Annotated in this window: 23 protein-coding genes; 7 read left to right on the top strand and 16 right to left on the bottom strand. The window is 34.8% G+C overall.

Going from position 1 to position 26,782, the window contains the following annotated elements:
* From M663_RS0113885 to M663_RS0113875, 3 genes are all read right to left on the bottom strand, one after another.
* The coding region (locus M663_RS0113885; RefSeq protein ID WP_029689361.1) for an ABC transporter ATP-binding protein at nt 1–1,895 on the bottom strand (1,895 nt) is incomplete at its 3' end.
* A gap of 110 nt (nt 1,896–2,005) precedes the next feature.
* Nucleotides 2,006–2,449, bottom strand: a complete 444-nt coding sequence (locus M663_RS0113880) for a MarR family transcriptional regulator (RefSeq protein ID WP_029689360.1) — start codon at nt 2,447–2,449, stop codon at nt 2,006–2,008.
* A gap of 161 nt (nt 2,450–2,610) precedes the next feature.
* On the bottom strand, nt 2,611–3,078 hold the full coding sequence (locus tag M663_RS0113875) for a methylated-DNA--[protein]-cysteine S-methyltransferase (RefSeq protein ID WP_029689359.1): 468 nt from the start codon (nt 3,076–3,078) through the stop codon (nt 2,611–2,613).
* 310 nt (nt 3,079–3,388) lie between these two features.
* Between M663_RS0113875 and adhE the strand changes: the two genes are divergently transcribed.
* Nucleotides 3,389–6,007 (top strand): bifunctional acetaldehyde-CoA/alcohol dehydrogenase, encoded by a 2,619-nt coding sequence (adhE, locus tag M663_RS0113870; protein ID WP_029689358.1) that lies wholly within the window; start codon nt 3,389–3,391, stop codon nt 6,005–6,007.
* 21 nt (nt 6,008–6,028) lie between these two features.
* Here the strand turns inward: adhE and M663_RS0113865 are convergent, their stop codons facing one another.
* The 3 genes from M663_RS0113865 to M663_RS0113855 form a co-directional block, all read right to left on the bottom strand.
* Nucleotides 6,029–7,312: an SH3 domain-containing protein gene (locus M663_RS0113865; RefSeq protein ID WP_029689356.1), complete on the bottom strand. Its 1,284-nt coding sequence runs from the start codon at nt 7,310–7,312 to the stop codon at nt 6,029–6,031.
* Nucleotides 7,313–7,612: 300 nt separating this feature from the next.
* Entirely contained in the window at nt 7,613–8,746 is a 1,134-nt protein-coding gene (locus M663_RS0113860; protein ID WP_029689355.1) for an aldo/keto reductase, read from the bottom strand.
* 129 nt (nt 8,747–8,875) lie between these two features.
* Nucleotides 8,876–9,550 carry a hydrolase gene (locus M663_RS0113855; protein ID WP_003869657.1) on the bottom strand — a complete coding sequence of 225 codons (675 nt, stop codon included), beginning with the start codon at nt 9,548–9,550 and terminating at the stop codon, nt 8,876–8,878.
* A 498-nt stretch (nt 9,551–10,048) separates the two neighbouring features.
* Here M663_RS0113855 and M663_RS0113850 point away from each other — a divergent pair, with 498 nt between their 5' ends.
* The 5 genes from M663_RS0113850 to M663_RS0113830 are packed head-to-tail and all read left to right on the top strand — an operon-like array spanning nt 10,049 to nt 15,717.
* On the top strand, nt 10,049–11,791 hold the full coding sequence (locus M663_RS0113850) for an ABC transporter substrate-binding protein (RefSeq protein WP_029689354.1): 1,743 nt from the start codon (nt 10,049–10,051) through the stop codon (nt 11,789–11,791).
* Between the two features lie 60 nt (nt 11,792–11,851).
* The gene (locus M663_RS0113845; protein WP_029689353.1) at nt 11,852–12,817 is read left to right on the top strand and encodes an ABC transporter permease; all 966 of its coding nucleotides are present in this window, start codon (nt 11,852–11,854) and stop codon (nt 12,815–12,817) included.
* Between the two features lie 13 nt (nt 12,818–12,830).
* Nucleotides 12,831–13,760: an oligopeptide ABC transporter permease gene (gene opp4C, locus M663_RS0113840; protein ID WP_006569745.1), complete on the top strand. Its 930-nt coding sequence runs from the start codon at nt 12,831–12,833 to the stop codon at nt 13,758–13,760.
* A gap of 11 nt (nt 13,761–13,771) precedes the next feature.
* Entirely contained in the window at nt 13,772–14,755 is a 984-nt protein-coding gene (locus M663_RS0113835) for an ABC transporter ATP-binding protein (protein WP_004398962.1), read from the top strand.
* Nucleotides 14,752–15,717: a dipeptide ABC transporter ATP-binding protein gene (locus tag M663_RS0113830; RefSeq protein WP_003869652.1), complete on the top strand. Its 966-nt coding sequence runs from the start codon at nt 14,752–14,754 to the stop codon at nt 15,715–15,717. The genes M663_RS0113835 and M663_RS0113830 overlap by 4 nt, the downstream gene beginning before the upstream one ends.
* Here the strand turns inward: M663_RS0113830 and M663_RS0113825 are convergent, their stop codons facing one another.
* The gene (locus M663_RS0113825) at nt 15,718–16,989 is read right to left on the bottom strand and encodes an MFS transporter (protein WP_004398963.1); all 1,272 of its coding nucleotides are present in this window, start codon (nt 16,987–16,989) and stop codon (nt 15,718–15,720) included.
* Between the two features lie 114 nt (nt 16,990–17,103).
* Here M663_RS0113825 and M663_RS0113820 point away from each other — a divergent pair, with 114 nt between their 5' ends.
* Nucleotides 17,104–17,397, top strand: coding sequence for an FMN-binding protein (locus M663_RS0113820; protein ID WP_029689352.1), 294 nt, complete (start codon nt 17,104–17,106; stop codon nt 17,395–17,397).
* Between the two features lie 65 nt (nt 17,398–17,462).
* Here M663_RS0113820 and M663_RS0113815 read toward each other — a convergent pair whose 3' ends face one another.
* From M663_RS0113815 to ypeB, 9 genes are all read right to left on the bottom strand, one after another.
* Nucleotides 17,463–18,221 (bottom strand): aminotransferase class IV, encoded by a 759-nt coding sequence (locus M663_RS0113815; RefSeq protein WP_003867637.1) that lies wholly within the window; start codon nt 18,219–18,221, stop codon nt 17,463–17,465.
* A 29-nt stretch (nt 18,222–18,250) separates the two neighbouring features.
* Nucleotides 18,251–19,555, bottom strand: coding sequence for an aminodeoxychorismate synthase component I (gene pabB, locus M663_RS0113810; protein WP_012268612.1), 1,305 nt, complete (start codon nt 19,553–19,555; stop codon nt 18,251–18,253).
* A gap of 12 nt (nt 19,556–19,567) precedes the next feature.
* Nucleotides 19,568–20,134: an aminodeoxychorismate/anthranilate synthase component II gene (locus M663_RS0113805; protein WP_003867635.1), complete on the bottom strand. Its 567-nt coding sequence runs from the start codon at nt 20,132–20,134 to the stop codon at nt 19,568–19,570.
* A 993-nt stretch (nt 20,135–21,127) separates the two neighbouring features.
* Entirely contained in the window at nt 21,128–21,772 is a 645-nt protein-coding gene (locus tag M663_RS0113800; RefSeq protein ID WP_029689351.1) for an MBL fold metallo-hydrolase, read from the bottom strand.
* A 55-nt stretch (nt 21,773–21,827) separates the two neighbouring features.
* On the bottom strand, nt 21,828–23,516 hold the full coding sequence (argS, locus tag M663_RS0113795) for an arginine--tRNA ligase (protein ID WP_029689350.1): 1,689 nt from the start codon (nt 23,514–23,516) through the stop codon (nt 21,828–21,830).
* A gap of 1 nt (nt 23,517) precedes the next feature.
* On the bottom strand, nt 23,518–23,940 hold the full coding sequence (locus tag M663_RS0113790) for a DUF1934 domain-containing protein (RefSeq protein WP_029689349.1): 423 nt from the start codon (nt 23,938–23,940) through the stop codon (nt 23,518–23,520).
* A gap of 27 nt (nt 23,941–23,967) precedes the next feature.
* Complete coding sequence (locus M663_RS0113785; RefSeq protein WP_029689348.1) at nt 23,968–25,047, bottom strand: D-alanine--D-alanine ligase family protein; 1,080 nt, start codon at nt 25,045–25,047, stop codon at nt 23,968–23,970.
* 135 nt (nt 25,048–25,182) lie between these two features.
* Nucleotides 25,183–25,380: a small, acid-soluble spore protein, alpha/beta type gene (locus M663_RS0113780; RefSeq protein WP_003867630.1), complete on the bottom strand. Its 198-nt coding sequence runs from the start codon at nt 25,378–25,380 to the stop codon at nt 25,183–25,185.
* Nucleotides 25,381–25,446: 66 nt separating this feature from the next.
* Complete coding sequence (gene ypeB / locus M663_RS0113775; protein WP_006569754.1) at nt 25,447–26,781, bottom strand: germination protein YpeB; 1,335 nt, start codon at nt 26,779–26,781, stop codon at nt 25,447–25,449.
* Nucleotide 26,782 lies beyond the last annotated feature (1 nt).

Here is a 26,782-nt window from a genome sequence, read left to right as displayed (position 1 = left end):
ATTGTTGTTACTTCGGTTTCAAACATCGCAATTAGCTTATTTATAAATTCCATTGCTTGTGCAATTTCTGCTGCTTCTCTTACTTCTTCATCAGTAGCCTGGTCATTTCCATATTTCAAATTTGATTTAATTGTACCGCTGAAAAGCCAGCTCTTTTGGGGTACATATCCTATTCTGCGACGCAGGTCTTCCTGTTTTACCTCTCTTACATCTACACCATCAACCAAAACCTGTCCTTCTGTCACATCGTAAAATCTCAAGATCAAATTCACTAAGGTACTCTTTCCAGAACCTGTTCTTCCTATTATGCCTACTGTCTGCCCTGGCAAAATCTTGAAGTTTATATCCTTTAAAGCGTACTCTTCAGCACCTGGATATTTAAAAGATACATTCCTAAATTCTACAGTTCCAGCCATATTTTCATTAAATTGTTTTGGATTTTCTGGGTCTTTTATAGAAGGCTCTGTAGCCAAAACCTCAGCAATACGCTCTGCCGATACTGATGCTCTTGGTATCATTATAAACAGCATTGAGAACATCAAAAATGCAAAGATAATCTGTATAGCGTATTGCATAAATGCCATCATGTCTCCAACTTGCATGCTGGAATTTTGGATTTGGTGAGCTCCTACCCATACTATCAAAAGAGTAATTCCATTCATCACAAGCATCATAGATGGAAATATAAATGCCATAGCACGATTTACAAAAAGCCCTACTTTTGTAATATCTTGATTAGCTTTGTCAAAGCGCTCTTCTTCAAATTTTTGATTATTAAAAGCTCTTACCACCATTATTCCTGACAAATTTTCACGAGTAACTAAGTTTAATCTATCAATCAATTTTTGCATTAGCATAAACTTGGGCATCGCAATGGAGTACAATGCTGATATTATACCTAAAAGTACTATTACTGCTAAAGCTATAATCCAAGACATTGAAACACTTTTGCTAAGTGCTCTAAATACACCACCTATACCCATTATAGGCGCATAAAACACCAATCTTACCATAATTACAAGAAGCATTTGTATTTGTGTAATATCATTTGTAGTTCTTGTTATCAAAGAAGCCGTAGAAAATTTGTCAAATTCAGCATTAGAGAAGCTCTCTACTCTTGCAAATAAATCTCTTCTCAAATCTCTCGCTACTCCAGCTGCCACTTTTGATGCAAAAAATGCTACCATAATAGTGCTTAATGCACTCAGTCCAGTTATCAATAGCATTATAAGGCCAGTATGAAGAATGTAATCAGTTTGAATTTTGTCTGTATTTATGCCAATTGCCTTGTATTCTTCTTTTACAGCCATTGTTGCAGCTTGTATAACCATATTGTCACCTAAAGAAGCAAACTTTTTGTTCATTTCATCTCTTATTTGAATAAGTTGCTCTTCTGGCAGTTGAGAGATCATAGCAAAGAGGTCTACATTTGCCGGTATTTTCTTTCCATTAAATTCTATACTTCCGTTTTTTGCACTGGCTTTAGCTTTTTCCACACCTGTAACAGCTAAAAAGGCTTTCCCCATAGGTAAATTTATTTTGTCAATTTCTGATTTATCTACGCTTTTAAGGACATATACAGGCTCTTTTGAAAGAATAGGATATTTTTTTACATATTTATCATAATCAGGACTGGATTTGTCTACTAATGTATAATCTTTTAAAATCTCTTCCTTTTCTTCAGGTGTAACAAATAGCAAAAGTTTATCCATTTCGCTTTTCCTTATAGCCTCAGGAACTGCATTTACTATGCCACCTTGCTGTATTCCATTGTTAACTATCTTGGACATATAGTCAGGCAATGACAAATCACTCATTGCTTGAACAAATATAAAGAACACTGCTAAAAAAATCAACAGAATATAGGGTTTTAAATATTTCGCCAGTTTTACCATACCAACACCTTCTCCTCCTAAAAATTTGCCTCGATTTCTTTTGTGAGAACTACTTCTTTTTAAATTTCTACTTCCTCAACTTATTTACTTAATTTTGTTATACTTCCTCACTATAAATCATGTTGTTTTTCCAATATTTTTTTCAGTGCTTCTAATCCTTCAATTATTTTATTAAGGTCTTGTGGGCTTGTTCTACTTATTAATTTTTCAAACTTCTCTTCAGCTTCTTTGAAATGTTTTTGAAAAGTATCTTTAAACTTAGGAGTCACACTGACATAAACAACTCTTCTATCTTCAGTGCTTCTCGTCCTCTCTACCAAGCCTTGCTTTTTTAATCTGTCAATAATGCCAGAAACAGTGCTATTGGAAAGCCCTAATCTCTGACTTAAGTCACTTACTTTCATTTCACCATAACGGGCTAAAATGCCCATAAGCATTCCTTGTGGTCCTGTAATGTCAAAATCTTTGCACTCGTATTTCATAGAATGCTTTATAATATTCATTATTTGTTTTAAAAGCTTAAGTATTTTCAATCCGTTGTTTATCTCTTCCATTTTCACCACCGCATTTTAAATTATTTCGCATGCGAATATTTTGTATTCAAATATTTCTGATACAAAATATATTGTACTCTTCTCATAATAGTATGTCAAGATTTCTTAAAGCTTTTCAAAAAAATAAAATAAAAAAACCGCTAATAAAATTAAAAGCGGTTTTACACCTCCACCTCTTCATGCCTTAATAAAAACTTTTTTATCTCAATACCCCCTCCAAAACCTGTCAAGCTTCCGTTACTTCCAATAACTCTGTGACAGGGAATTACAATGGGAATAGGATTTTTATTAAGAGCTTGCCCTACTGCTCTTGCTGCCTTTGGCTTGCCAATTAATCTCGCAATCTCTCCATATGTCTTAACTTCACCATAAGGAATTTTTAAAATCTCCTCCCACACAGCCTTCTGAAACTCTGTACCTTGCAAATCCAACCGCACGTCAAAATTTTTTAATTTTTTTTGAAAATATAAGTCAAGCTGCCTAATGCACTCTTCAATATAAAAATCGCTGCCTTCTTTAAAACCTTCTAATGAAGATTTCTCATTTTCAAAGTCAATGCGGCATATACCTTTACCCGAAGAAAATATTGTAAGCATGCCAATAGGCGATAAGAATTTTTTATACAGCACCTTCTCATCTCCTTAAAAATTTAAAAACTGGTAATTTGATTATATCACAATATAATCTGCAAAAACATAATGTAAAATTTTTTGAGTAATCGTTTCATATCGATTTATCACTATTGACATCATTTTAAACCTGTTTTATTATAAAAGTGTAAAGAGATTGTTAAATGAATAACAATTAAAATATAGAGCAAACTATTGTTAACTTCTAATTTTTATAGAAAAATACTTAAATTTTTCGAAGTACACTTTGACAATCTCTTTATTTAAATAAAATATTTTGTTAAATTATTATCAATATGGAGGTGTTCTTATGCCTAACTTATTACAAGAAAGAAGAGAAGTAAAAGAAAAAACAGAAGTGAAAGAAACGCTGGATGTTAAAAGACAAATAGACCAATTAGTAGAAAAAGCACAAAGAGCACAAGAAAAATTCATGTCTTATACCCAAGAACAAATAGATAAAATAGTTAAAGCTATGGCTTTGGCTGGTATTGAAAATCATGTGAGATTGGCAAAATTAGCCCATGAAGAAACAAAAATGGGTGTTTATGAAGACAAAATAACGAAAAATCTTTTTGCAGTAGAATATGTGTACAATTATATAAAAGACAAAAAGACTGTCGGCGTCCTAAGTGAAAACTTAGAAGAAAATTATATGGAAGTGGCAGAACCTGTAGGAGTTATAGCCGGCGTAACACCCGTTACAAACCCTACTTCTACAACAATGTTCAAAAGCTTAATCGCTATTAAAACAAGAAATCCAATAATTTTTAGCTTTCACCCAAAAGCATTAAAATCTAGTATAGAAGCAGCAAAGACCATGTACGAGGCAGCATTAAAAGCTGGTGCACCAGAAGGATGCATAGGTTGGATTGAAACGCCTTCAATTGAAGCAACGCAACTTCTCATGACACATCCCGGCGTCTCCCTTATCCTCGCAACAGGCGGCGCTGGAATGGTAAAAGCCGCTTACAGCTCAGGAAAACCCGCCCTTGGCGTAGGTCCTGGCAATGTCCCCTGCTACATTGAAAAAACTGCAAATATTAAAAGAGCAGTCTCAGACCTAATACTTAGCAAAACTTTTGACAATGGCACAGTATGCGCATCAGAACAAGCTGTGATAATAGACGAAGAAATAGCAGATGAAGTGAAAAAATTAATGAAAGAATATGGTTGCTATTTTCTCAATAAAGAAGAGACTAAAATGCTAGAAGAATTCGCTATAGACAAAAACACCGGTTTAATGAATCCAGCAGTTGTAGGTCAACCGGCAACAAAAATTGCTGAAATGGCTGGATTTAAAGTACCTGAAAACACAAAAATACTTGTAGCTGAATATCCTGCTGTAGGACCAGAATATCCTCTCTCCAGAGAAAAGCTAAGTCCAATACTTGCTTTATACACAGTCAAAGATTACAACGAAGGCATAAAAAGATGTGAAGAAATGACAGAATTCGGCGGACTTGGTCACTCTGCAGTAATACATTCTGAAAACCAACAAATTATTAATGAATTTGCAAAAAGAGTACGAGCAGGAAGAATTCTTGTAAACGCCCCTGCTTCTCAAGGAGCTATTGGAGATATTTATAACACGGCTATCCCATCTTTGACTTTGGGTTGCGGTACAATGGGTAGAAATTCAACAACAGATAATGTAAGTGTTTATAACCTTATAAACATAAAACGAGTTTTTATAAGAAAAGAGAGAATGAAATGGTTCAGAGTTCCACCACAAATTTATTTTGAAAGAGGGTCATTACAATATCTGTCACAAGTAAAAGGCAAAAAAGCCTTTATTGTAACAGACCCTGTGATGGTTAAATTAGGTTTTGTAGATAAAGTAACGTATCAATTAGATAAGGCAAATATTAAATATGAAATATTCTCTGAAGTTGAACCAGATCCTTCAGTTGACACTGTAGAAAAAGGGGTAAAAATAATGAGAGGGTTTGAGCCTGACTTACTAATAGCTGTAGGTGGTGGTTCTGCAATAGATGCAGCGAAGGGAATGTGGCTTTTCTACGAATACCCTGATACAAAATTCGAAGACTTAAGGTTAAAATTTATGGACATAAGAAAAAGAACTTATAGATTTCCTGAACTGGGGAAAAAAGCTTTATTTATCGCAATACCAACCACCAGCGGTACAGGTTCTGAAGTTACTGCCTTTGCAGTTATAACAGACAAAAAGAAAAATATAAAGTACCCTCTCACAGATTACGAATTAACACCAGATATCGCTATAATAGACCCTGACCTCACAATGACAATACCACCCTCTGTCACAGCAGACACTGGTATGGACGCTTTAACCCATGCTATTGAAGCCTATGTATCTGTAATGGCATCAGACTATACAGACGCTCTCGCAGAAAAAGCTATAAAATTGATATTTGAATATCTACCTAAAGCATACAAAAACGGGCAAGATAAAGTCGCCCGCGAAAAGATGCACAATGCTTCATGCATAGCTGGAATGGCCTTCACAAATGCATTTTTAGGAATAAACCATAGTATGGCTCATATACTTGGTGCTAAATTCCATCTTCCACACGGAAGAGCAAATGCAATACTTCTGCCCTATGTCATAGATTACAATGCTGAGTTACCTAAAAAATTTGCTTCATTCCCACAATATGAATATCCCAAAGCAGCCGAGAAATATGCAGAAATTGCAAAATTCTTGGGACTTCCTGCTTCAACAGTTGAAGAAGGAGTAAAAAGCCTCATTGAAGCGATAAAAAATCTCATGAAAGAGCTTAATCTTCCTTTGACACTTAAAGAAGCAGGCATAAATAAAGAAGAATTCGAAAAACAAATAATGGAAATGTCGGATATAGCCTTTAACGACCAGTGCACTGGCTCAAATCCAAGAATGCCATTGGTATCCGAAATTGCAGAAATATATAGAAAAGCCTATGGAGAATAAGGGTAAATTTTCAGTTTACCCTTATTCTATTTCCAAAACAGAAGTGAATTTTTCTATAAAAGATACTCCTGAAGTTGTCGGCAGAAAAGTAGAGGTTACCATAACTTCATTTACAGGAACAAATTCATATTTATCTTCCTTTTTCTCTCCATACCCATGAAAATTATGTATTATATAAGGAATGCCTTTTTCTTTTCCAATGTAAATCATAGCATGCCCTGGCATATAGACTAATGCTCCTGGCTTTACACTGTCGAACACTTTTATTCTTTCTTCATTTGACATTCCCTCAATAAATTTATAGGATTTGTCCGCTACTGCTTCTTGCTCATTAGCATTCCTAGGAAGCCTTATGCCAAAAGTTTTAAAAACATACATTATATAGCTTGAACAATCTCTTCCCCCAAAACTATCTCCCCACCCATACCTATCACCTAAAAGTTTAAAAGCTTGCTTTAGAATATTTTCTCTTGTATATGGAAGGTATCCTAAATTTATATCTTCTTTTTTGGAAATCAAAGAATACTTAAATTGAAGATTTCCATTACTATCTCTTACAGGTATTTTAATTACATAATTGCCTTCTACGGATTGATTGCCTATATGCCTTGGAACTTTGTTTGTTTCGAGAGGTATCTTAGTACCCATTGTAAATTCCAGTTTAGAAATGCTTATATCAAAAGGATTACTCCGAGTTTTTGTGTAGTTTCCTGTGACCACTAAAAATTTATAGGAATTTACATAATCAAATAACTCTTTTTTGTCCTTTGAAATTGCAATATCCTCTGCTTTAATCCATCCTCTGTAATTGTACATCTGTATAAAAAACCATTTTCTATCTTTACTTTTGTGTAAAATAACTAAAGGTTCAAAAGCTTGACATCCCGTCTCTTGAAACCTGTCAAATTCAATATCTCCCTGCTTGTCAAAAACAGCTTCCTCCGTGGGAAAACTTCTAATAGAAGTATTTCGAATTGCTATACCGTATTTTACTGGATTTACATCCTCAATTTTTTCTAAATTTGTATTTTCTATTACATCGTCATAAAAGTCTTCTTCTATGAGGTTGCCGTACCTATTGTACATAGACTTTTTGGGTATCTCATAACTTTTGATTAACTTAATAAGCTCATCTTTTTTTAAACTTTTTTTGTATGTCTCAATGTCACATACCATACCTACTTTATTTATTATCTTTCTGTTAAAGTTTTCAATCTCTTGTGGTGTCATAATAACTTTGTCGGCATTGTCTATTTTCCTAATCCAATATTCTGGACTTAACATATCTTCAATAACCTCAAACATACAAACTCTCCTCTCATATATGCAAATTTATACACGCCTATTATAGAAAAATTTTAAAAAAATGAAACTAAAAGCGAACTTTTTCGTCTATATTATAGAGATATGTTTTACAAAGGGGCGGTATACTAAATGGAGAAAAAATTTTATTTAGCCATTTTTTTAATACTGAGTATATTATGTCTTCTTCTTGGGATAACAATATTTTTAACTGCTTTTCATCATGGCATCTAGATTTTTAATACATAAAAGAAAGCGAGAAGGAGTGACAAAGTTTGTCAATCTCCTTCTCCTATTTTTTCGTTATGCTCTTTCAAAATAATTTGCAACTTCTTTAAGGTAGTCAATTATTGTAAGATGTTGTGGACATACGCTCTCACAGGTACCACATTCAATGCAGGAACTCGCTCTTGCATCTCCCAAGTTTTCGTAATCCCTGCGGTTAGCTTCATAGGTGTTATACATATGAGCTTCGTTGTAAAGTTCAAAGTTCCTTGGTATATTTACACCATTTGGACAAGGCATGCAGTAGTTACACCCTGTACAGGCTATTGGTGAAAGCTCTTTGTATTTGTTTCTAACTTTACTCACAATCTCAAGTTCTTCTTTTGTTAAGGTATTTATTCCTGACCTTTTTGCGCTTTCAATATTTTCTTTTAATTGCTCAAACGTGCTCATGCCACTTAACACAACCGAAACCTCCGGCTGATTCCATAACCATTGAAGTGCCCACTCTGCAGGGGTACGCTTAACCTTTGCAGTATCCCAAATGTCTTGCACTGCTTTTGGAGGGTTGGCAAGCCTTCCTCCTCTTATAGGCTCCATTATTACAACACCTAAGCCTTTTGAAGCAGCATATTTTAATCCCTTCTCTCCAGCCTGCACATCTATGTCCATATAGTTGTACTGTATTTGACAGAAATCCCATTTGTCATAATAATCTACAATCTCTTGGAATACAGGATACTCATCATGGAAGGAAAACCCTATGTATCTTATCTTCCCTTCTTGTTTTTTCTTTTCAGCCCAGCTTAAAGCATCAACTTTTTTCATGTTCTCCCATTTATTTTTATCTAAAGCATGCAAAAGATAAAAATCTATGTGGTCTGTCTGAAGTTTCTTGAGCTGTTCATTTAAATATTTGTCCATATCTTCTTTCTCGTTAATTAGCCAGGTGGGAAGTTTCGTAGCAAGAAAAGTTTTTTCTCGGTAACCATCTTTTAAAGCTTTACCTGCAACTATTTCGCTGTTACCTCCATGATACGGCCATGCTGTATCAATATAATTCACGCCATTGTCAATGGCATACCTTATCATCTTTATCGCTTCAGCCTCATCTATTTTGCTGTTATCATTATCAATTACAGGAAGCCTCATTAAACCAAATCCTAATGCAGATACTGCTATATTTAGCTTGCCAAATTGTCTGTATTGCATCTCATCCTCTCCCCTTTGTAAAATGTTTTAATTTATATTATATCATAAATAGCAGAACAAACAAAAAGACGTTTGTACCGTCATAGTACTTTTATCGTAATTTATAAAAGGGCCAAAAAGCCCTTTTAGTTACTCCCTTTCCTTTCTGTATTTGTCCATTATCTCTGAGAAAATCTCTGCATTTGTAGGAGGAGTATAGGATATAGCATTAGCGCCTGCTTCTATCGTCTTTAAAATGGTTTCCTCAGTAGGACCTCCTGTTGCAATAATGGGTATGTCGGGACAAATATCTTTTACACGTTTTACTAAATCAGGTGTCTTTTGTGCACCAGATATGTTAAGTATTGTAGCGCCAGCTTCTACTCTCCCTTTTATGTCCTCTTTCTCCGACACTATAGTTACAACAATAGGTATATCTATTGTCGCTCTAATTTTTTTGATTATATCATTGGCAGTAGGAGCATTTACAACAACTCCCATTGCTCCAGAAAATTCCGCGTCAAGAGCCAAGTTAACAACTCTCTTTCCTTGTGTAAGTCCTCCACCCACCCCGCAAAATACCGGTATATCCGCTGCCATCATAAGAGCGTGAGTAATAACTGGCTGAGGAGTAAACGGATATACTGCTAAAACAGCATGAGCATTAGTATTTCTAATCAAAGCAATATCTGTTGTAAAAACAAGGGATTTTATTAATTTACCATAGACCTTTATTCCCGAAGCTTTTTGATGAATAACTTCAGGAACTAAAACCATCTTTTGCCTTAAAGGTGAAGTTATCTCGGGAACAAAATTATCAGACATTTTATCACCATCTTTTGCTCTTATTTTATAAAAATATTATACCAACAATTGTTTATAAATCAACACCTTTTAAGAATTAATCTCATATTTTCAAAGATCCACTTCTTGCTTTATAAAGGCCATACAAATACAAGCAAAAGCGATATTAAAATCATTTTGCTGTTTATTTACTTTTTAGTAGTCAAAAACCATTTTTAGTTTAAAAATAATATTAAATTTTAAATTGACTTATACTTTTGCTACTTTTTTTGAAGGTTTATTAAATTTTTATGAAAAAATTTCACAAAATATGTACTAAAATCATCTTCGTTTGCATAAAATTAAAATAGATATTTAAAAATTAATAATTTTCATGTTTGTATTTTAATATATTTTTAAAAATACATGTGTAAAATTAAAAAAATCCGCAAAGGATTTACACTTTTAGTGGATATGTTGCCAATATATATTAAATATGCTATAATAGTAATCGTGTACAAAATAAATATAATTTAAAAAATGCTAAGAAAAAAGTGGCTTCCTCTAGTTGTGACCCTAATTTTTATCCTATCTGTTTTTTTGACCTCCTGTGGTAAGACAGAAACTCAAACGCCACAACAATCTCAAGAACAAAAAACAACACCTACAGCTTCAGTTCAAGATAGCGACAACTGGACTAAAGCAAAAGACACTTCAAAAATACCAGAAGCATCAAAGGCTCGTACCGACACACTTATAATAGGTCTTCATGAGCCAAAAGGAGTTTTCAATCCTCTCTATTCTGAAACATCATATGACAATTATGTAAACAGCGCTATTTTTGATAGTTTACTAGAGGTAGACTTCGATGGAACATACATTCCATCTCTTGCAAAGAGTTGGGATATAGACAAAGATAACAATACTATCACCTTCCATTTACGAGATGACGTAAAATTTAGTGATGGAACACCTTTGACAGCTAAGGACGTAGAATTTTCTTATTATGTACTAGCTGATCCTACTTATGATGGGCCAATTGCTTTATCTGCAGCAGGAATCAAAGGGTTTAAAGAATATAATGAAGGAAATGCAGACAAAATTGAAGGAATAAAAGTAATAGATGACCATACAATACAGATTCAATTAGAAAAAGTTCTCGGAACATCTTTGTCAGACCTTAATATCCCAGTTATCCCACAACATTATTATGGAAAAGACTTTGCTAAAGGCAAATTAGACGGAGTAAAGGCTTTAGAACAGCAGCCACTCGGCTCAGGTCCCTATGTATTTGAAAAATTTGTTCCTGGTCAAGAAGTTCGCTTAGTAGCAAATGAGAATTACTGGAAAGGTGCTCCAAAAATTAAACACTTAATTTACAAAACTACAACAGAGGAAACAGCTGTTCAAATGTTACAAACCGGTGAAACAGACTATGAGACCTCAAACATCACAGCAAAGAAAGATAACGTAGAGTTGCTAGAAAGCCTTGGATTTGTTGATTATAGCTTACTTCCAACTAATGGTTATGGTTATATAGCTTTCAATCACAAACTTCCAAAATTCCAGGATGTAAGAGTGCGTAAAGCATTAGCTTATGGTCTTAACCGCAAAGCTATAGTTGATGCTGTATATCAGGGCTTAGCAGAAGTAAGAGATGTGCCACAGTCTAAAGTATCATGGGCATATCCTGATGAAAAAGACATAATACATTATGACTATAACCCAGAAAAAGCAAAGCAGCTTTTAGATGAAGCTGGTTGGAAATTAGGACCAGATGGTTATCGTTATAAAGATGGTCAGAAATTTACAATACACTTCTTAGCTTCATCACCTAATCCAGTAAATGATGCTTTAGTGCCAATGGCAGTAGAAAATTATAAAGAATTGGGTATAGAATTTGTGGCAGAACCTCTTGAATTCAACGCCATAATTGACAAGGTCAATAAAGGCGATTTTGAAATGTACTTCATGGCTTGGGGCTTAACTCCTGAACCAGATCCTTATACTATATTCTTCTCAAAAGGGTCTCAGAATAAAATAGGGTATGCAAATCCAAAAGTTGATGAACTCATACTAAAGGGCCGTGAAGAATTAGATATGAACAAACGCAAGGAAATTTACCATGAACTTTACAAAGTATTAAACGATGACTTGCCATACATCTTCCTGTATCAGAGAAATGACCTCAACGCAAAGAACAGCAGAGTAGTAGGATTCCAGATCTCATCTTTCAGAGATTTTACTTATTCACTGTATCAAGCAGAAATTCTTGCGTATTAATTTAAATTTAAAAGCCCGGGCTGTTAAGGGCCGGGCTTTTCATCTATTAGGAGGGATAGAATGACACAGTTTATTATACGCAGACTACTACAGAGTATTCCTACATTAATTGGAGCTTCTATAATAATATTTTTAATTTTTGCAATGGCACCTGGTGACTACGTCACCTCTCAACTTCAAAATCCTAAGATGACTGAGGAAAGGGCTGCACAATTAAGGGCCCTTTATGGATTGGACAAACCACTCCCTCAAAGATATATATCTTGGGCAAGCGGTGTCTTAAAAGGTGATTTGGGCGACTCTTTATTGTTTAAAAAACCTGTTATACAGGTAATAAATGATTTTATATGGAATTCCTTTATATTGGGAGTTGCCATAATGTTCTTTGAATGGTTAATTGCCTCTATAGTCGGTATCTATTCTGCTGTACGGCAGTATTCCGTATTCGATACCATAGCTACCTTGCTTGTATTTATCCTTTACTCTTTACCCTCTTTCTTCTTAGGTCTTGTTATGCTTAAAGTTTTTGCAGTAGACCTCAAATGGTTCCCCTTAGGTGGAATGATAACAACAGGATCCAATTATACTGGTTGGGCCCATATAGTTGATGTTGCAAAGCACATGGTGCTTCCTGTTGCTACTCTAACTTTAATAAGTGTAGGGGGCTTAAGCCGCTATTTTAGGGCAAATATGCTAGAAGTCATAAAGCAAGATTATATAAGGACTGCCAGAGCTAAAGGCTTAAAGGAAAGAACTGTTATTTTTAAACATGCTTTAAGAAATGCTCTTCTACCTTTGATCACTTTGTTTACTTTAGAATTACCTAGCTTATTTGCAGGTGCAATGATAACTGAGAGGATATTCAACTGGCCCGGCATTGGTAAAGTCGTTCTAGAAGGAATTTATATAAGGGATTATCCATTGTTTTTGGGATACACAATGCTCATAACCGTTCTTACAATTTTAGCAAATATTTTAGCTGACGTTTTGTATGGCGTTGCTGATCCACGTGTAAGACTTAAATAGGGGGGATAAAGCTTTGGATCAAGTCAATGTAAATCAACCTCTTGATTATAAAAAGAAAAATAATCTGAAAAAAGCACCTTCGATTTGGAGAGACGCTTTCCATAGATTTTTAAAAAATAAATACGCCATATTGGGACTGGTAATTTTGACTTTTATGTTCCTTTTCTCTTTTGTAGGGCCTTATTTTTCGCCTTATCTGGATGCAAAAATAGATGTATCAAAAGGGAATCAACCACCAAGTGCAGAACATTGGCTTGGTACAGATAATCTAGGAAGAGATGTGCTTTTAAGGCTTATGCTTGCAGGTAGAATTTCCCTTACAATAGGGATTGCAGCTACTTTGATAATCGTTTTAATCGGTGGAATGTTAGGCTCTATCGCAGGATATTACGGAGGCTGGTTAGATGTCATAATAATGAGGTTGGCAGATATCATTTACGCTATGCCTGGTCTTCCCATTTTAATCATGTTAGGTGCTATAATGTCCGACTTAAAAATTCCGCCACCTCAAAGGATATACTATGTCATGTTTATCTTAGGATTTATATCCTGGGTAGGTCTTGCAAGGCTTATACGAAGCCAAATTTTGAGTTTAAAAGAGCAGGAATTCATGCTGGCAACAGAAGTTTTAGGTTTAAGAGATAGTAAAAAAATAATAAAACACCTTTTCCCCAATGTATTACCTACTGTTATAGTTTCTGCAACATTGGGAGTAGCTGGCGCAATATTATCAGAATCTGCTTTAAGTTTCTTAGGACTAGGTGTCATCCCTCCAACACCTTCTTGGGGATATATGCTGTCTGCTGCAAATAATATGATCGATTTTGCAAAGCGTCCATGGCTTTGGATTCCGCCAGGTGTTGCTATAATGCTAACTGTCGTAGCTATCAACTTCATTGGTGATGCTTTAAGAGACGCTTTCGATCCTAGACAAAAAATTTAGGAGGAATCAAAATGGCGAAAAATCTAGTAGAATTTCGCAATCTCAAAACTTTTTTCTACACTGAAGAAGGTGTTGTAAAAGCAGTAAATGATGTAAGTTTCTCTATACGAGAAGGGGAAACGGTGTGCATTGTCGGTGAATCTGGCTGCGGCAAAAGTGTAACTGCTTTATCCCTAATGAGATTAATTCAGTCTCCTCCTGGGAAAATTGAAGGTGGCGAAATAATCTTTGATGGGCGAGATATTCTTAAATTAAGTGAGGCAGAAATGAGAAGAATACGCGGTAATGAAATAGGCATGATATTCCAGGAGCCAATGACTTCTTTAAACCCTGTTTTAACAATTGGAGAACAAATAATGGAGCCTTTAATGGTGCATAAACTCATGACTAAAAAAGAGGCCTGGAATAAGGCTATTGAACTTATTAAACAAGTTGGCATACCAAGAGCTGAACAGATAATGACAAGTTATCCTCATGAACTAAGCGGTGGTATGAGACAGCGTATAATGATTGCAATAGCTCTAAGTTGCGATCCAAAACTTTTAATAGCTGATGAACCAACCACTGCTCTTGATGTAACAATTCAAGCCCAAATCCTTGACCTTTTGAGAAAAATAAAGCAGGAAAGAAATATGGCTTTAATGCTTATAACCCATGACCTTGGAATTGTTGCTGAAATAGCTGACTACGTAGTAGTTATGTATGCTGGAAAAGTTATTGAAGAAGCTCCTGTAAGAGAACTTTTCAAAAACCCTAAACACCCATATACAAGAGGTCTTTTAAAGGCAAAACCAATAATTGGTCAAAGGCAAGAAAGACTATACACAATCCCAGGGCAAGTGCCTAACCCTATTGGTTTGGGAGACTATTGTTATTTTAGCGATAGGTGCGAATATGCAATGGACATTTGCCGCCAAAAGATACCTCAACTTGCAGCTGACGAAAATGGGCACAAAGTCGCCTGCTGGCTCTATGAAGGAGAGTGGAAAAAATGAGTGAACCTTTAATAGAAGTAAAAAACCTTAAAAAATACTTCCCAATACGAGGCGGTATTTTACAAAGGACGATAGGATATGTAAAAGCAGTAGATGGAGTGACATTCACTATAAATAAAGGTGAAACTTTAAGTCTTGTTGGCGAATCTGGTTGTGGTAAAAGCACAGTCGGGCGTACTATAATAAGGTTGTATGATAAAACTGACGGAGAAGTTTTTTACAAATCTATTCCTATTCACAGTCTCAAAAAAAGCGAGCTTAGAAAACTAAGACCTAAAATGCAATTGGTTTTCCAAGACCCCTTTAGCTCTTTAAACCCACGCCTTAGAGTAGGAGATGCCATAGGAGAAGCTCTTTTAGACCATGGCCTTATTTCTAAAAATGAATTGCGGGATAAAGTCATAGAAACAATGGAGATATGCGGATTAGCTCCGTACCATATAGACCGCTATCCTCACGAATTTTCTGGTGGTCAGCGTCAGAGAATAGGAATAGCTCGTGCACTCATTTTAGATCCTGAATTTATTGTGTTAGACGAACCTGTATCTTCTCTTGACGTATCAATACAAGCCCAAATAATCAACCTGCTTATGGATTTGCAAGAGCAAAAAGGGTTAACTTATTTGTTTATTTCTCACGATTTGAGTGTAGTAGAGCATATAAGCACAAGAGTTGCAGTAATGTATCTTGGGTCTATAGTTGAAATGGCAGCACGAGACGAACTTTTTGCCCATCCACTTCACCCCTATACACAAGCCCTTTTGTCTGCCGTTCCAATTCCAGACCCAGACTTAAAAAGAGAAAGAATAATCTTAGAAGGAGATATCCCAAGCCCTGCGAATCCACCAAAAGGATGCAAATTCCACACAAGATGCCCACTTGCTAAAGACATTTGTAGAGAACAAGTACCAGAATACAAAGATGTAGGAGGAGGGCATTTCGTAGCTTGCCATTTGGTATAGCTAGATGCCTTCCACATCTTTTTGAATTTCTTCTTCAAAAGAAAAGTTACTATTGTTTAGCTTCTCAATAAAAATCGGTTTAATAAATATAGCAAAATACAAAAGACTTACTAATAGTATTACAAACGTAATTAGAAAGGGATAAGTATAATTTTGATTTTCTAGGATATAGCCAGCTAAATAGCTGGCTATTGCTGATCCTATACTCCTTAAAAGTGATTTTACTCCAGCAAAAAAATCCCTTTTTTCTTCCTCTACAACAGACATTGTTTGACTTTCTATCATATTATTCAAAAGCGTAAAACTACCACTTCTTAGTAAAAATATTGTTGAAAACATCATTACAGAAATATTATTAAAGGCTAATATAAGTGCAAACAATAAATTCATCCCATATACATAGTAATAAGCTTTAATGGTTCCAAATTTATTTATTATCCATGGCATTATCATAGAAGCAAAAAACAAAATTAGCCCATTTATTGTAAGCAAATAGGAGACATATTCATCGCTCCAACCCATCCGAAATTTCACAATCACGTTTTGGAAAGGAATTATCGTAGAAAAAGCCATACCCGCCAAAAAAAGATAAAAAATAATTAAAAGAATTTTTTTATCAAAAACTTGGTAAATTCTAATATTTGACAATAACAACTTACTCTTACCTTTATCAAAACTATTGTTTACGCATGGCAACAAAATCCCTCTTAATAAAGCCGCCACTAAAATTAACACGGCTGATATATACACAGAACTTTGATATTTTGTATTACCATATGGAAACCAATTGGGTATAAAGCCTCCCAAAAGCGTACCTACTCCACTAAATAGAGTAAAAACAGCAAATAAAAGGCTATAACTTACAGTTTCCAATTCATTTGTCTCAGCATATGAAAATAAAAGCTGTATTTCTGTTGTAATCAAAAAGGAAATTCCTATAAATTGTATAATCTGTGCCAAATAAAAAACTCCTATAGATTCCCCTAATCCAAAAAGCCCATATCCTATCCCTGTAAGAGTTATTCCTGATATAAAAATTCGTTTTCTCCCAATATAATTAGCAAAAAAACCTGCTGGAATAGCAGCTGCCCCCATCACTAAAGTTCCTACAGAATTAAGAGCTCCTATTTGTTCAGGAGAAACGTTTAAAGCAAGCAAATGCAAATTTAATACTAAACCAAAAATCCCCATTCCTATACCCAATAAGGCTTCAGTTGCTATAAAACGTTTTACTTCTTTGGGCAAAAATTTAACCTGGGCGATGAACGACATATATGTTCTCCTTTCCTCCCGTATATATCCTCCAAAAAAGCCGCTTTAAAAGGCGGCTTTAGAAATACTCAAAAGTTATCCATGTCTTCTTAAAAAAGGTATTTCACAAAGTCATTGATTCCAAAGGAAAGCAAAGCAGATAAACCAACGATCGGAATTGGTTTAACACCAGGAATTCCAAACATGACTAAAAGTGTAACAACAAAGATTGAGATAGTCTCACACAATGAAACACCAAGTTTTGCCCAGCTTCCTTTTGAGATAATTCCACAGGAGATTATCCAAACTCAATCAACCAATGTTGATATAATCTCTGGTACAACAAGGACGTCTTATGGAATAATCATGGCTGTTGAAGATGCTCTAAACAAGGCAAGGATCGAATGTTCACAAACTTCACAAAATTAGTATAATTGTAAACTTAAGAAAATTAGGGAGTGTCCCATAAAATTCACAGGTGCACTCTCTTTCTTTTACTCCACCCATGGTCTTTTGAAATACTCCATCTGCCCAACAATTTGGGCAAAGGTTCTGCTTTTAAACTCAAGCTTGCCAATCTTCTGAACAGGAAAAACCCCTGCAACACTGCTTGTTATGAAACATTCATCCATTGAGGTAAGATCATTTAAAGTTAAAAATTCTTTTTTTACAACATATCCTAAATCTTTTGCAACCTCACACACCTTTTTTCTCATCACACCCGGCAAAAGCCCGCAAGAAAGATGTGGTGTGAAAATTTCATTGCCTCTTCTAAAGAATATATTTGAAAATGCCGCCTCGCATATATGCCCTTTTTTGTTCAAAAAGAGGCAGCTATCATATCCTTTTTCTTTTGCCCTTGCCTCTTCTATCTGGTTTATTCCCATGTTGAAAGTCTTTATATAGTTTAAAATGTTGATTGGGTCTTTTTTTACTTTTGACACTGTCAAATCAAGCCCTTTTTTGAATAAATCATTTGTATATCTGATTCTTTTTTCAAATATTAAAAGCTGATTTTTAAAATATACCACCCTAATTGCGCCAAAACGTTCATTTTTTCTACAAACATATTCTCTTATCCTATACTTAAACTCATCATATGAAATTTCAAAATTCAAACATAGAACCCAAGAACCTCTTTTTAGTCTCTTATAATGTTCAGCCAAAAAATGAGCATCTCCATTTTTATAATATATTGTGTCAAAAGGAACAAGCCCAAGATTAAAGCTATCAAAATCATCTTCAAAAAACAATTTATAATCGTCCCCCTATTTCAAAAATTTCACATGTTTTTGCCTATCAAAATATCAAAAATAGGTTTTCCTTTGTGGAGTGTCTCTTCATACTCATCTTCTTCAGTAGAATCCCATACAATCCCGCCGCCAACATTAAAATAAGCAGTATTGCCTTCTATCACTAAGGTCCTGATTGCAATATTGAAATCCATGTTGAAGTTGTTTGAAATATACCCTATTGAACCTGTGTATATACCTCTTGGGTCCTTTTCTAACTCTTCGATTATCTTAATTGCATTTAACTTTGGGGCACCTGTGATAGAACCGCCCGGAAATGTTGCTTTTATTATGCTATCAAGCTCCACTCCCTCTTTCAAGTCGCCTTTGATTGTTGAAACAAGATGAAACACACTTGAGTACTCCTCAACCTCAAAAAGTTTTTCCAAAGTGATTGTATGTGGTGTACATATCTTTGCAAAATCATTTCTCTCAAGGTCAACTATCATCAAAAGCTCTGCACGGCATTTCTCATCATTTAAAAGAATCTCTTTCAATCTCTTGTCTTCTTCCTCATCCTTACCCCTTCTGATTGTCCCTTTGATAGGCTTTGTTATTATGGTTTTACCTCTTTTTCTCAAGAAAAGCTCAGGTGATGTTGAGATAATACTTGCTTTTGGTAGCTTTATATATGCATGGTATGCACCATAGTTTTTTGACCTTAAAGTTGAATATACATAATCTGGGTCAAAGCTGCCTTTGAACACAAAGCGCTGGGACAAGTTTACTTGATAAACATCCCCTTCATATATGTAATTTTTGATCTTTTTTATACACGCTTTGTATTCTTTCTTTTCAAAGTTGGTAACAAATTCTTCAACAACTGGTCTTTTAAATTCCATCACAAAAGAGCTTGGACTTTTTAAAAGCTTATCAATCTTTTCTAAATGCTCTTTTGAAGATAGACTTACATACATCTTTTTTTCAAGATGGTCAAGAACAATGAAATCCTCGTAGTACCCAAAGAAAGCTTTATAAACTGATGACACATCTTTCTTTCTTTTAACATTGTAAAGGTCCACTCCAAAATTGTAAGAAAAGTATCCTGCAAAACCACCATTGAAAATAAATTCTGAATCTTCTCTTCTTTTTAAAACCTCTTCCGAAAGCCTTTGCAGAAACTCAGACACATCATCTTCATCATTGCAAATAAACACATCTTTGGGGTTTACAAACAAGAAAGAATATCTTCCAAAGTTTTTGTTAAATAGATTGCTCTCAAGTAGTATTGAAAATTTATCATTCAGATAGCAAAACACATCAAAAGGATTTAAAAGACTATCATACACAACCATCTTCAAAAAACTTCACCCTCTTAAAAAGTTTTCTATCATCAAAAGCCCATCTTCTGTTGCAATCGATTCTGGATGAAACTGAACACCTTCAATTTGATAAAATCTATGCCTTATTCCCATTACCTCATCATTTTTTGTAATAGCGCTAATAATCAGTTCTCTTACATTCATACTATCTTTCTCCAAGATAAGAGAATGGTATCTTGTAACTTCTAAAGGACTTTTTAATCCCTTAAATATACCCTGTCCATCATGCTCTATTGTATCTACAATCCCATGTATAGGCTTTCTTGCCTTTATAAGCCTTGCTCCAAAGTACATCCCAATTGCTTGATGCCCAAGACATACGCCAAGGATCTTTTTTGTATCTTTAAAATTATCTATTATTTCAAAAAGTATCTTATCATCAGTAGGTCTTCCAGGACCAGGTGATAGAACAATGTGCGACGGATTAAATTTTTTGATATAATCAATATCAATCTCGTCTCTGTTTTTCACAATGGTCTTTGCACCAAGTCTTAAGAAATAGTTATACAGATTGTATGTAAAAGAGTCGAAATTATCAACAATTAGTACCATCTTCAAAACCACCTTTGTTGACTTTCACACTGCCTTTTTCAATATATTATCGTTTTGATAAAGCAGCTGTCAAGAAAGTTTAAAAATTTTGTGGACTTTTGAGTAAAAATAAGCTATTCACTAATCTACAAAAAACGATTATAATTTTACTTACAAGATTTTTTGAAGTGAGCTAAAGAGGAAAGATGGGAGTATCAAAGGTTTTTTACACAGACCTCAAAACCAAAACAGGGTATAATATGCTTGACATATACCAGTAAGTCCATCTGCTTACAAAATGGACGAAAGCAAATATACATATAACAAAGATTCAGACCAATGGTTTTGCATGGAAGGCAATCATACAGTAAAAAAAGAACATGTTAAGAGAAAAAAAGGCGGTAAATTTAAAGAGGATAGCCAACCTGGTATCCTCTTATTTTAAAACTTTTTTCTATATTATGGGAACAAAAAGTAGTTTTTCAACTACAAGAATAAATTTGTTAAACATCTCTGCATAAAAATAGGGCTTTTTCCAGCAATCTCGGACGGTTCTTCTGTCTGGGACAGAAGAACCGTCCCCGGTGTTTGAAAAAAGTAAGGCTCGTAATGGTCTTCGCTTCAGCCAGTACAAATCTCTTCATACCTCACTTAAAAGGCAAGGTATTGCAAAACCCATACTGACCTATGCTCGACTATTATAGATACCTTAGAAACCTTATGCACTTTGCATAAGACCTCCAGTCTAAGTACATGACGTACTTCGACCTGCGGCACCTATAATAGTCTTAGCTCGACTATAATACATCCTTTTTAGCCTTAAAATTAAGGCTCTACATGGACATATTATAATCTGCCCGCCGACTAGCATCCGACCTTTTGATCGAATACCAATCTTTGGCCGACCATCACAGAACTTGCGTCCTGTGATGACCTTGGCTCAACCATTACGAACCTTACACTATTATATTGCCCTTTTTGTCTTTTTATATTCATTTGTTTTTAAAAAATATTTTACACCGAGTATTGGAAATTTAAAGCAATTACTCTTACCTCATCCTCCAAATCCTCTTTCTTTGCATTTAATTCGGAGGATAAAATCTTTTTGCCACCTGTCATATCCAAAAAGTTATCTACAGTATCAATAGGGAAATTAATAAACTCTGTTTTATAGTGCATTGGTATGGTTATTTTTGGCTTTAGCTGATTCATTACTTCTACTGCTTGTTTTCCATCAATTGTATAATAGCCTCCAACAGGAATGAGTAGAACATCAACTGGTCCTATTTCTTCAACTTGCTTTTCTGTTAAAACATGTCCCAAATCTCCCATGTGACAGACTCTGATTCCATCAATATCAAAGACAAAAACTATATTTTTACCTCTTTTTGCACCATGCTCGTCATCGTGAAATGTATTTACACCTTTTATGTTGATACCTTTTATATTATGTTCTCCTACTGTGTCAACAATATCAAAGTTTCCCTTTACCGCCTTAAAATAATTGTGGTCAAAATGGGAATGAGAAGATGTCACAATGTCTGCCTTCACATTTGGCATAGGGTACCCAACTGATTCATCAAAAGGGTCTGTGACAATGACCGTACCCTTCTCAGATGTCAACTTAAAACATGAATGCCCTAACCATTTTATATTCATAAAAAACACCTCCTAACCATATTATACCACAAAATAAAGGTGGAAAAACCGCCTTTTACATTCTCTCTGGTGCTGTTATTTTCAATATATTTAAAGCGTTCTTTATAACAGTCTTTACTGCTAATATGAGCACAAACCTTGCTTTCATCAAATCTTCTTCTACGCCTTTTACTCTATGACTGTTATAAAAAGAATGGAAAAGCGATGCTACATCAAGTACGTACCTCGTAATTCTGTGGGGTGCCAATGTCTTTGCAGCAATAGTAATTTCTTCAGGGAAATATGCCAATTTTTTAATTAATTCTTTTTCCTCTTCTTCTTTTAAAAGGCTTAAATCTACTTCATCTATATTATCTATCTTTACACCCTCTTCTTCTAACTGCCTTATTATGGAGCAAATCCTCGCATGGGCATACTGCACATAAAATACTGGATTTTCATTCGATTGCTCTTTAGCCAAGTCAAGGTCAAAATCAATGGGACTGTCTGCAGACCTTAAGTTGAAAAAGAATCTTGCTGCATCTTTTCCTACTTCATCTATCAAATCTCGTAGTGTCACCATTCTGCCTGTCCTTTTGGACATTTTAACAACTTGACCGCCTTCTATGAGTTTCACAAGCTGCATTAAAACAACGTCAAGCCTGTCAGGGTCTATGCCAAGTGCCTGCATCGCTCCTTTCATAGGAGCAACATGGCCATGGTGATCCGCACCCCAAACATTTATAACCCAATCAAATCCGCGAGTTATAAATTTATTTTTGTGATAGGCTATGTCAGAAGCCAAATAGGTAGGAAATCCATTAGACCTAACTAATACATCGTCTTTTTCTGCGCCAAATAATGTCATTTTAAACCACAAAGCCCCGTCTTTTTCGTAAGTATACCCTTTTTGCTTAAGCTCTTCAATTACTTTATACACTTCTCCGCTGTCATAAAGAGATTGCTCAGAAAACCACACGTCATATTCTATACCGTAAAGAGCTAAATCCTCTTTTATTTTTTCTAAATTCTTCTTAAGTCCATATTCTATGAGTGCCTTTCTTCTCTCTTCTGATGGTACATCTTTATATTTATCTCCGTATATTTCTAAAAACTCTCTCGCTCTATCTATTATGTCCTCCCCGTGGTAGCCGCCTTCGGGCACTTCAGCCGGTATACCCAATAATTGCAGGTATCTTGCCTCAAGTGAATATCCAAACTTCTCTATCTGATTTCCTGCGTCGTTTATATAAAATTCCCTTGTAACATCGTATCCTGCATAGTCAAGTACTGACGCCAAGGCATCTCCCAAAGCACCGCCTCTTGCATTTCCCATATGCATAGGACCCGTCGGATTTGCCGATACAAATTCCACTTGTACTTTCTTGCCATTCCCAATGTTTACTCGTCCATAATCTTTCCCTCGTTCATAAACGAGCTTTAAAGTTTCTTCCAAAAATTTATCCTTCAAAAAGAAATTGATAAAGCCAGGTCCTGCGATTTCAATCCTTTCTATAAAAGTATTTGAAGGGTCCATTTTTGAAACAATGATTTCCGCAATTTTCTTAGGGGGCATTTTAGCCTGCTTTGCCATTACCATTGCTGTGTTTATTGCAAGGTCACCATGTTGTCTTTCTTTTGGCTCCTCTATTTCTATCTCTGGAATAACCTCTATATTCATCAAACCTTCTTTTACAGAATTCTCTATAGCGGTAGTCACCATGTCTTTTATTTCATCTTTTACTTTTTGTATAATGTTTTCCAAATCAGTTTACCTCCCACACTTTTAAGTATAGTTCATTATTGCTAACAGTCTTGTTATTAAAATCAAGAGCATATTTTATAGTAATCTCACCGCCAGCTTCCGACATAGCCACTTTTACATCTGTTGGCAGTATTCCTAAAGGAACTTTCCCATAAGGAGTATCATAGTCCGATTCGTATCTTTTGTTTTTCTCAAAAACCATTTTCGATTTGTTTGTGCCAAACCGCAATAATGTGACTTTGTCTTCTGTAATTTTTAAAGTAGTAGTAGTTCCATCCATTCCTGATAGTTCACTTTCTTCATATACTACATAAAAAGTATTGCCTTTAATATAGAAACTACCCTCTGTAATAAGTTCTATTGTATCAGATTCATTTTGATCGTTTTTTTGAGTACCTTTTACAGATATAATCGCTTTTTTCAATTACCTCTCCCCTTCTTCCCTTATTTCTCACCATTCCCTACATTTTTCATTATAGCTCTCTGTCGCTAAGTTTATAAGTTCGTCCAATAATATTGAATACGGCTTTCCGCTTACTTCCCACAGTTTAGGATACATGCTTATTTTTGTAAAGCCGGGAATGGTATTAACTTCATTCAAATAAAGAGTCCCTGTATTTCTATCCATTAAAAAGTCTACTCTCGCCATACCTCTCAAATCCAACGCCTTATATGCTTTTATAGCCAATTGTCTTACCTCTTCCATTTTTTCATCTGGAAGTGGTGCAGGTATTAAGAGAAGAGATTTACCTCCATCAAAATATTTAGCATTATAATCATAGAATTCATTAGAAGGAACAATTTCTCCTGCAATAGAGGCTTGCGGATTTTCGTTACCTAGCACAGAACATTCAATTTCCCTAGCATCTATTCCTCTTTCTATCAACAATTTTCTATCATATTTTGCAGCTAATTTCAAGGCCCCAGGAAGTTCTTCCTCATTGTGGACTTTGGTAATACCAACACTAGAGCCTAAATTAGCAGGTTTTACAAAGCATGGATATCCCAAATGTTCAACTTTTTTCTTTATAGCTTCTAAGTCTTCAATCTCTTTTCTATATACTACTACAAAATCAGGTGTAGGTAGCCCCGCTTCCTTAAAAATCCTTTTTGTAAAAACTTTATCCATGCATAAAGCAGAAGAAAGCACATTAGCTCCTACATAAGGTATATCTAATAATTCTAAAAGCCCTTGTATAGTCCCATCTTCTCCATTAGGTCCATGCAAAACAGGAAATACCACATCTATAGGATAAAAACCATTTTTTTCGTCTTCGAAAGTTATTATTCCTCTATACTTCGTAGAAGCTCCCATAGTTGCAGGAATTCCTTCTTTTTCCCATTCTCCGGTTTCTATTTTTTCTACATCTCCTTTATATAAATACCATTCTCCTTTTTTTGTAATACCTATCATGTAAATCTCATATTTATCTTTATCAAGGTTGTTTATTATAGACTTTGCAGACATTAAAGAAACTTCATGTTCTCCCGATTGTCCACCAAATAAAACAGCTAATTTCTTCTTCGCCATTCTCTCACACTCCACTAATTTTTCTTACATTATCTTTATTCTACTCTTTTAAGAATATGTATTCAAGAAAAATTTTATTTTATAAATTTTAAAGCCGGGAAAGAACAAGTTTTTCTTCCCCGGCTTGCTGGGCATTTAGAAGGTGGTATTTCCGTTGTTATAATTTTCTACAAGCATTTTTTCTGCTTTTTCGATTGCAAGTTTTACAAGATTACCGCAATTTCTAGAAGAAACACTTCCCCAACCTTCCTTCATTACTGTGTCGTAAACGCCGAGTTCTTTAGCCAACTCATATTTAAGTTGGTCAGACATTAAGCCTCTGCGTCTACCCATTTTTATCCCCTCCTTCTTTTGCCCTACACTTATTTTGCGCCTTTAAAAGCACTTTTATGTTATGGACTACATGGTCAAATCTCCATGTTCTGTTTTTATAACCTTTAAAATTTTTTCTTCATTTCCATTTAATGCATTTATATACACGTAAAATGTATCACCTTTGTATGTTCCTTTAAATTCGTAAGCCAATACTTCTTTTCCGCCCTCCAAAGGAATGAGTGTTAATTTTGTTCCTTCTATTTTTAAGTTTTTATTTACTTTTTGCTCCGCTTCTTTTTCCGTAAGTTTTGGCTTTTCTAATTTTCTCTCCGTATGATTCATGTAGTAAGCTGTAGCGTCAAATCCGATTATGTCACCATTGTCAAGTGCCACTTTCACTTTGACAATGTCTGGATACAAATATACCTCATCTTGTACAGGAACAAAATTAAACTGTACACTACCATCCGCCTTCATAGAATAAGTACTTTCCACGTTTTTGAAACCGTGTTTTTCTAAAAATTTTTTAGCATACTGCAAAGCTTGTGATTGAGAAATATTTATTTTATTCACACTTCTCTGGTCCATCATCCATACAACATATCCACCTTTTTGACTGACATTTATATAAACAGGTAATTTACCTGGAGATTTTAATTCTATCCCATAAGCTTTTATTTTTCCATTGTTAGGACTATACTTGTTTTGTGATTCTACAGGCTTTCCATAAAAATCTTTTGCTATTTGTAAAGCTCTATCGTAAGAAACTTCTTTCCCAACTAAACCTTTAGGTGTAGTTTTTGCTAAACTTTCAGAAAAAGGGCCGTCATATATCAAAGTAGGGTAATTTGTCATAGTCTGATTGACACTACTCATTTTTACATTTAAAATTTTACTATCAATCTCACCCATTTTTTGTGTACCTTTTTGACGTAAGTTTCCAAGTTCATATCCACCTTGAATTTTTTTTCTTAAGTCTTGTAAGTTTTTACCTAAAAATACCGCATAATTCTGTAATTTCGTAAGGGTTGCTAAATCTTGCTGTGATAATTTTTGCCCTGAAGCAACTTTTTTTGTAAGACTGTAAGCGTAATCGCCAATTTGTGTCAAAAACTTTGAAGTATTATCTATTTCAGGCTGCCCTATAGGAAGTTGATTTAAGTGCTCTTGCCCTGAAAAAGCTTCCCTCCATATTTCATCTAAAATAGGAATAGTGGTTTTATCTGAAGAAGCTACCATTAGTTTTCCCATAGAAGTTTCGATGTTCTCTACGTTAGACACCAATTGATAAAAAGACCTATCATATTGTGCTTGTAAATACCTGTGATAAGAAATTTTCTCAATATATTGTCTATATCCCCATGCTCCGAGGATTAATATTAAAATTAAAGCAAAAGCCGTCAAGCCTCGTTTTAACATT

The organism is Thermoanaerobacter sp. A7A, assembly GCF_000445185.1.
Lineage (GTDB): Bacteria > Bacillota > Thermoanaerobacteria > Thermoanaerobacterales > Thermoanaerobacteraceae > Thermoanaerobacter.
This window is presented reverse-complemented; position numbering and strand designations above follow the sequence as displayed.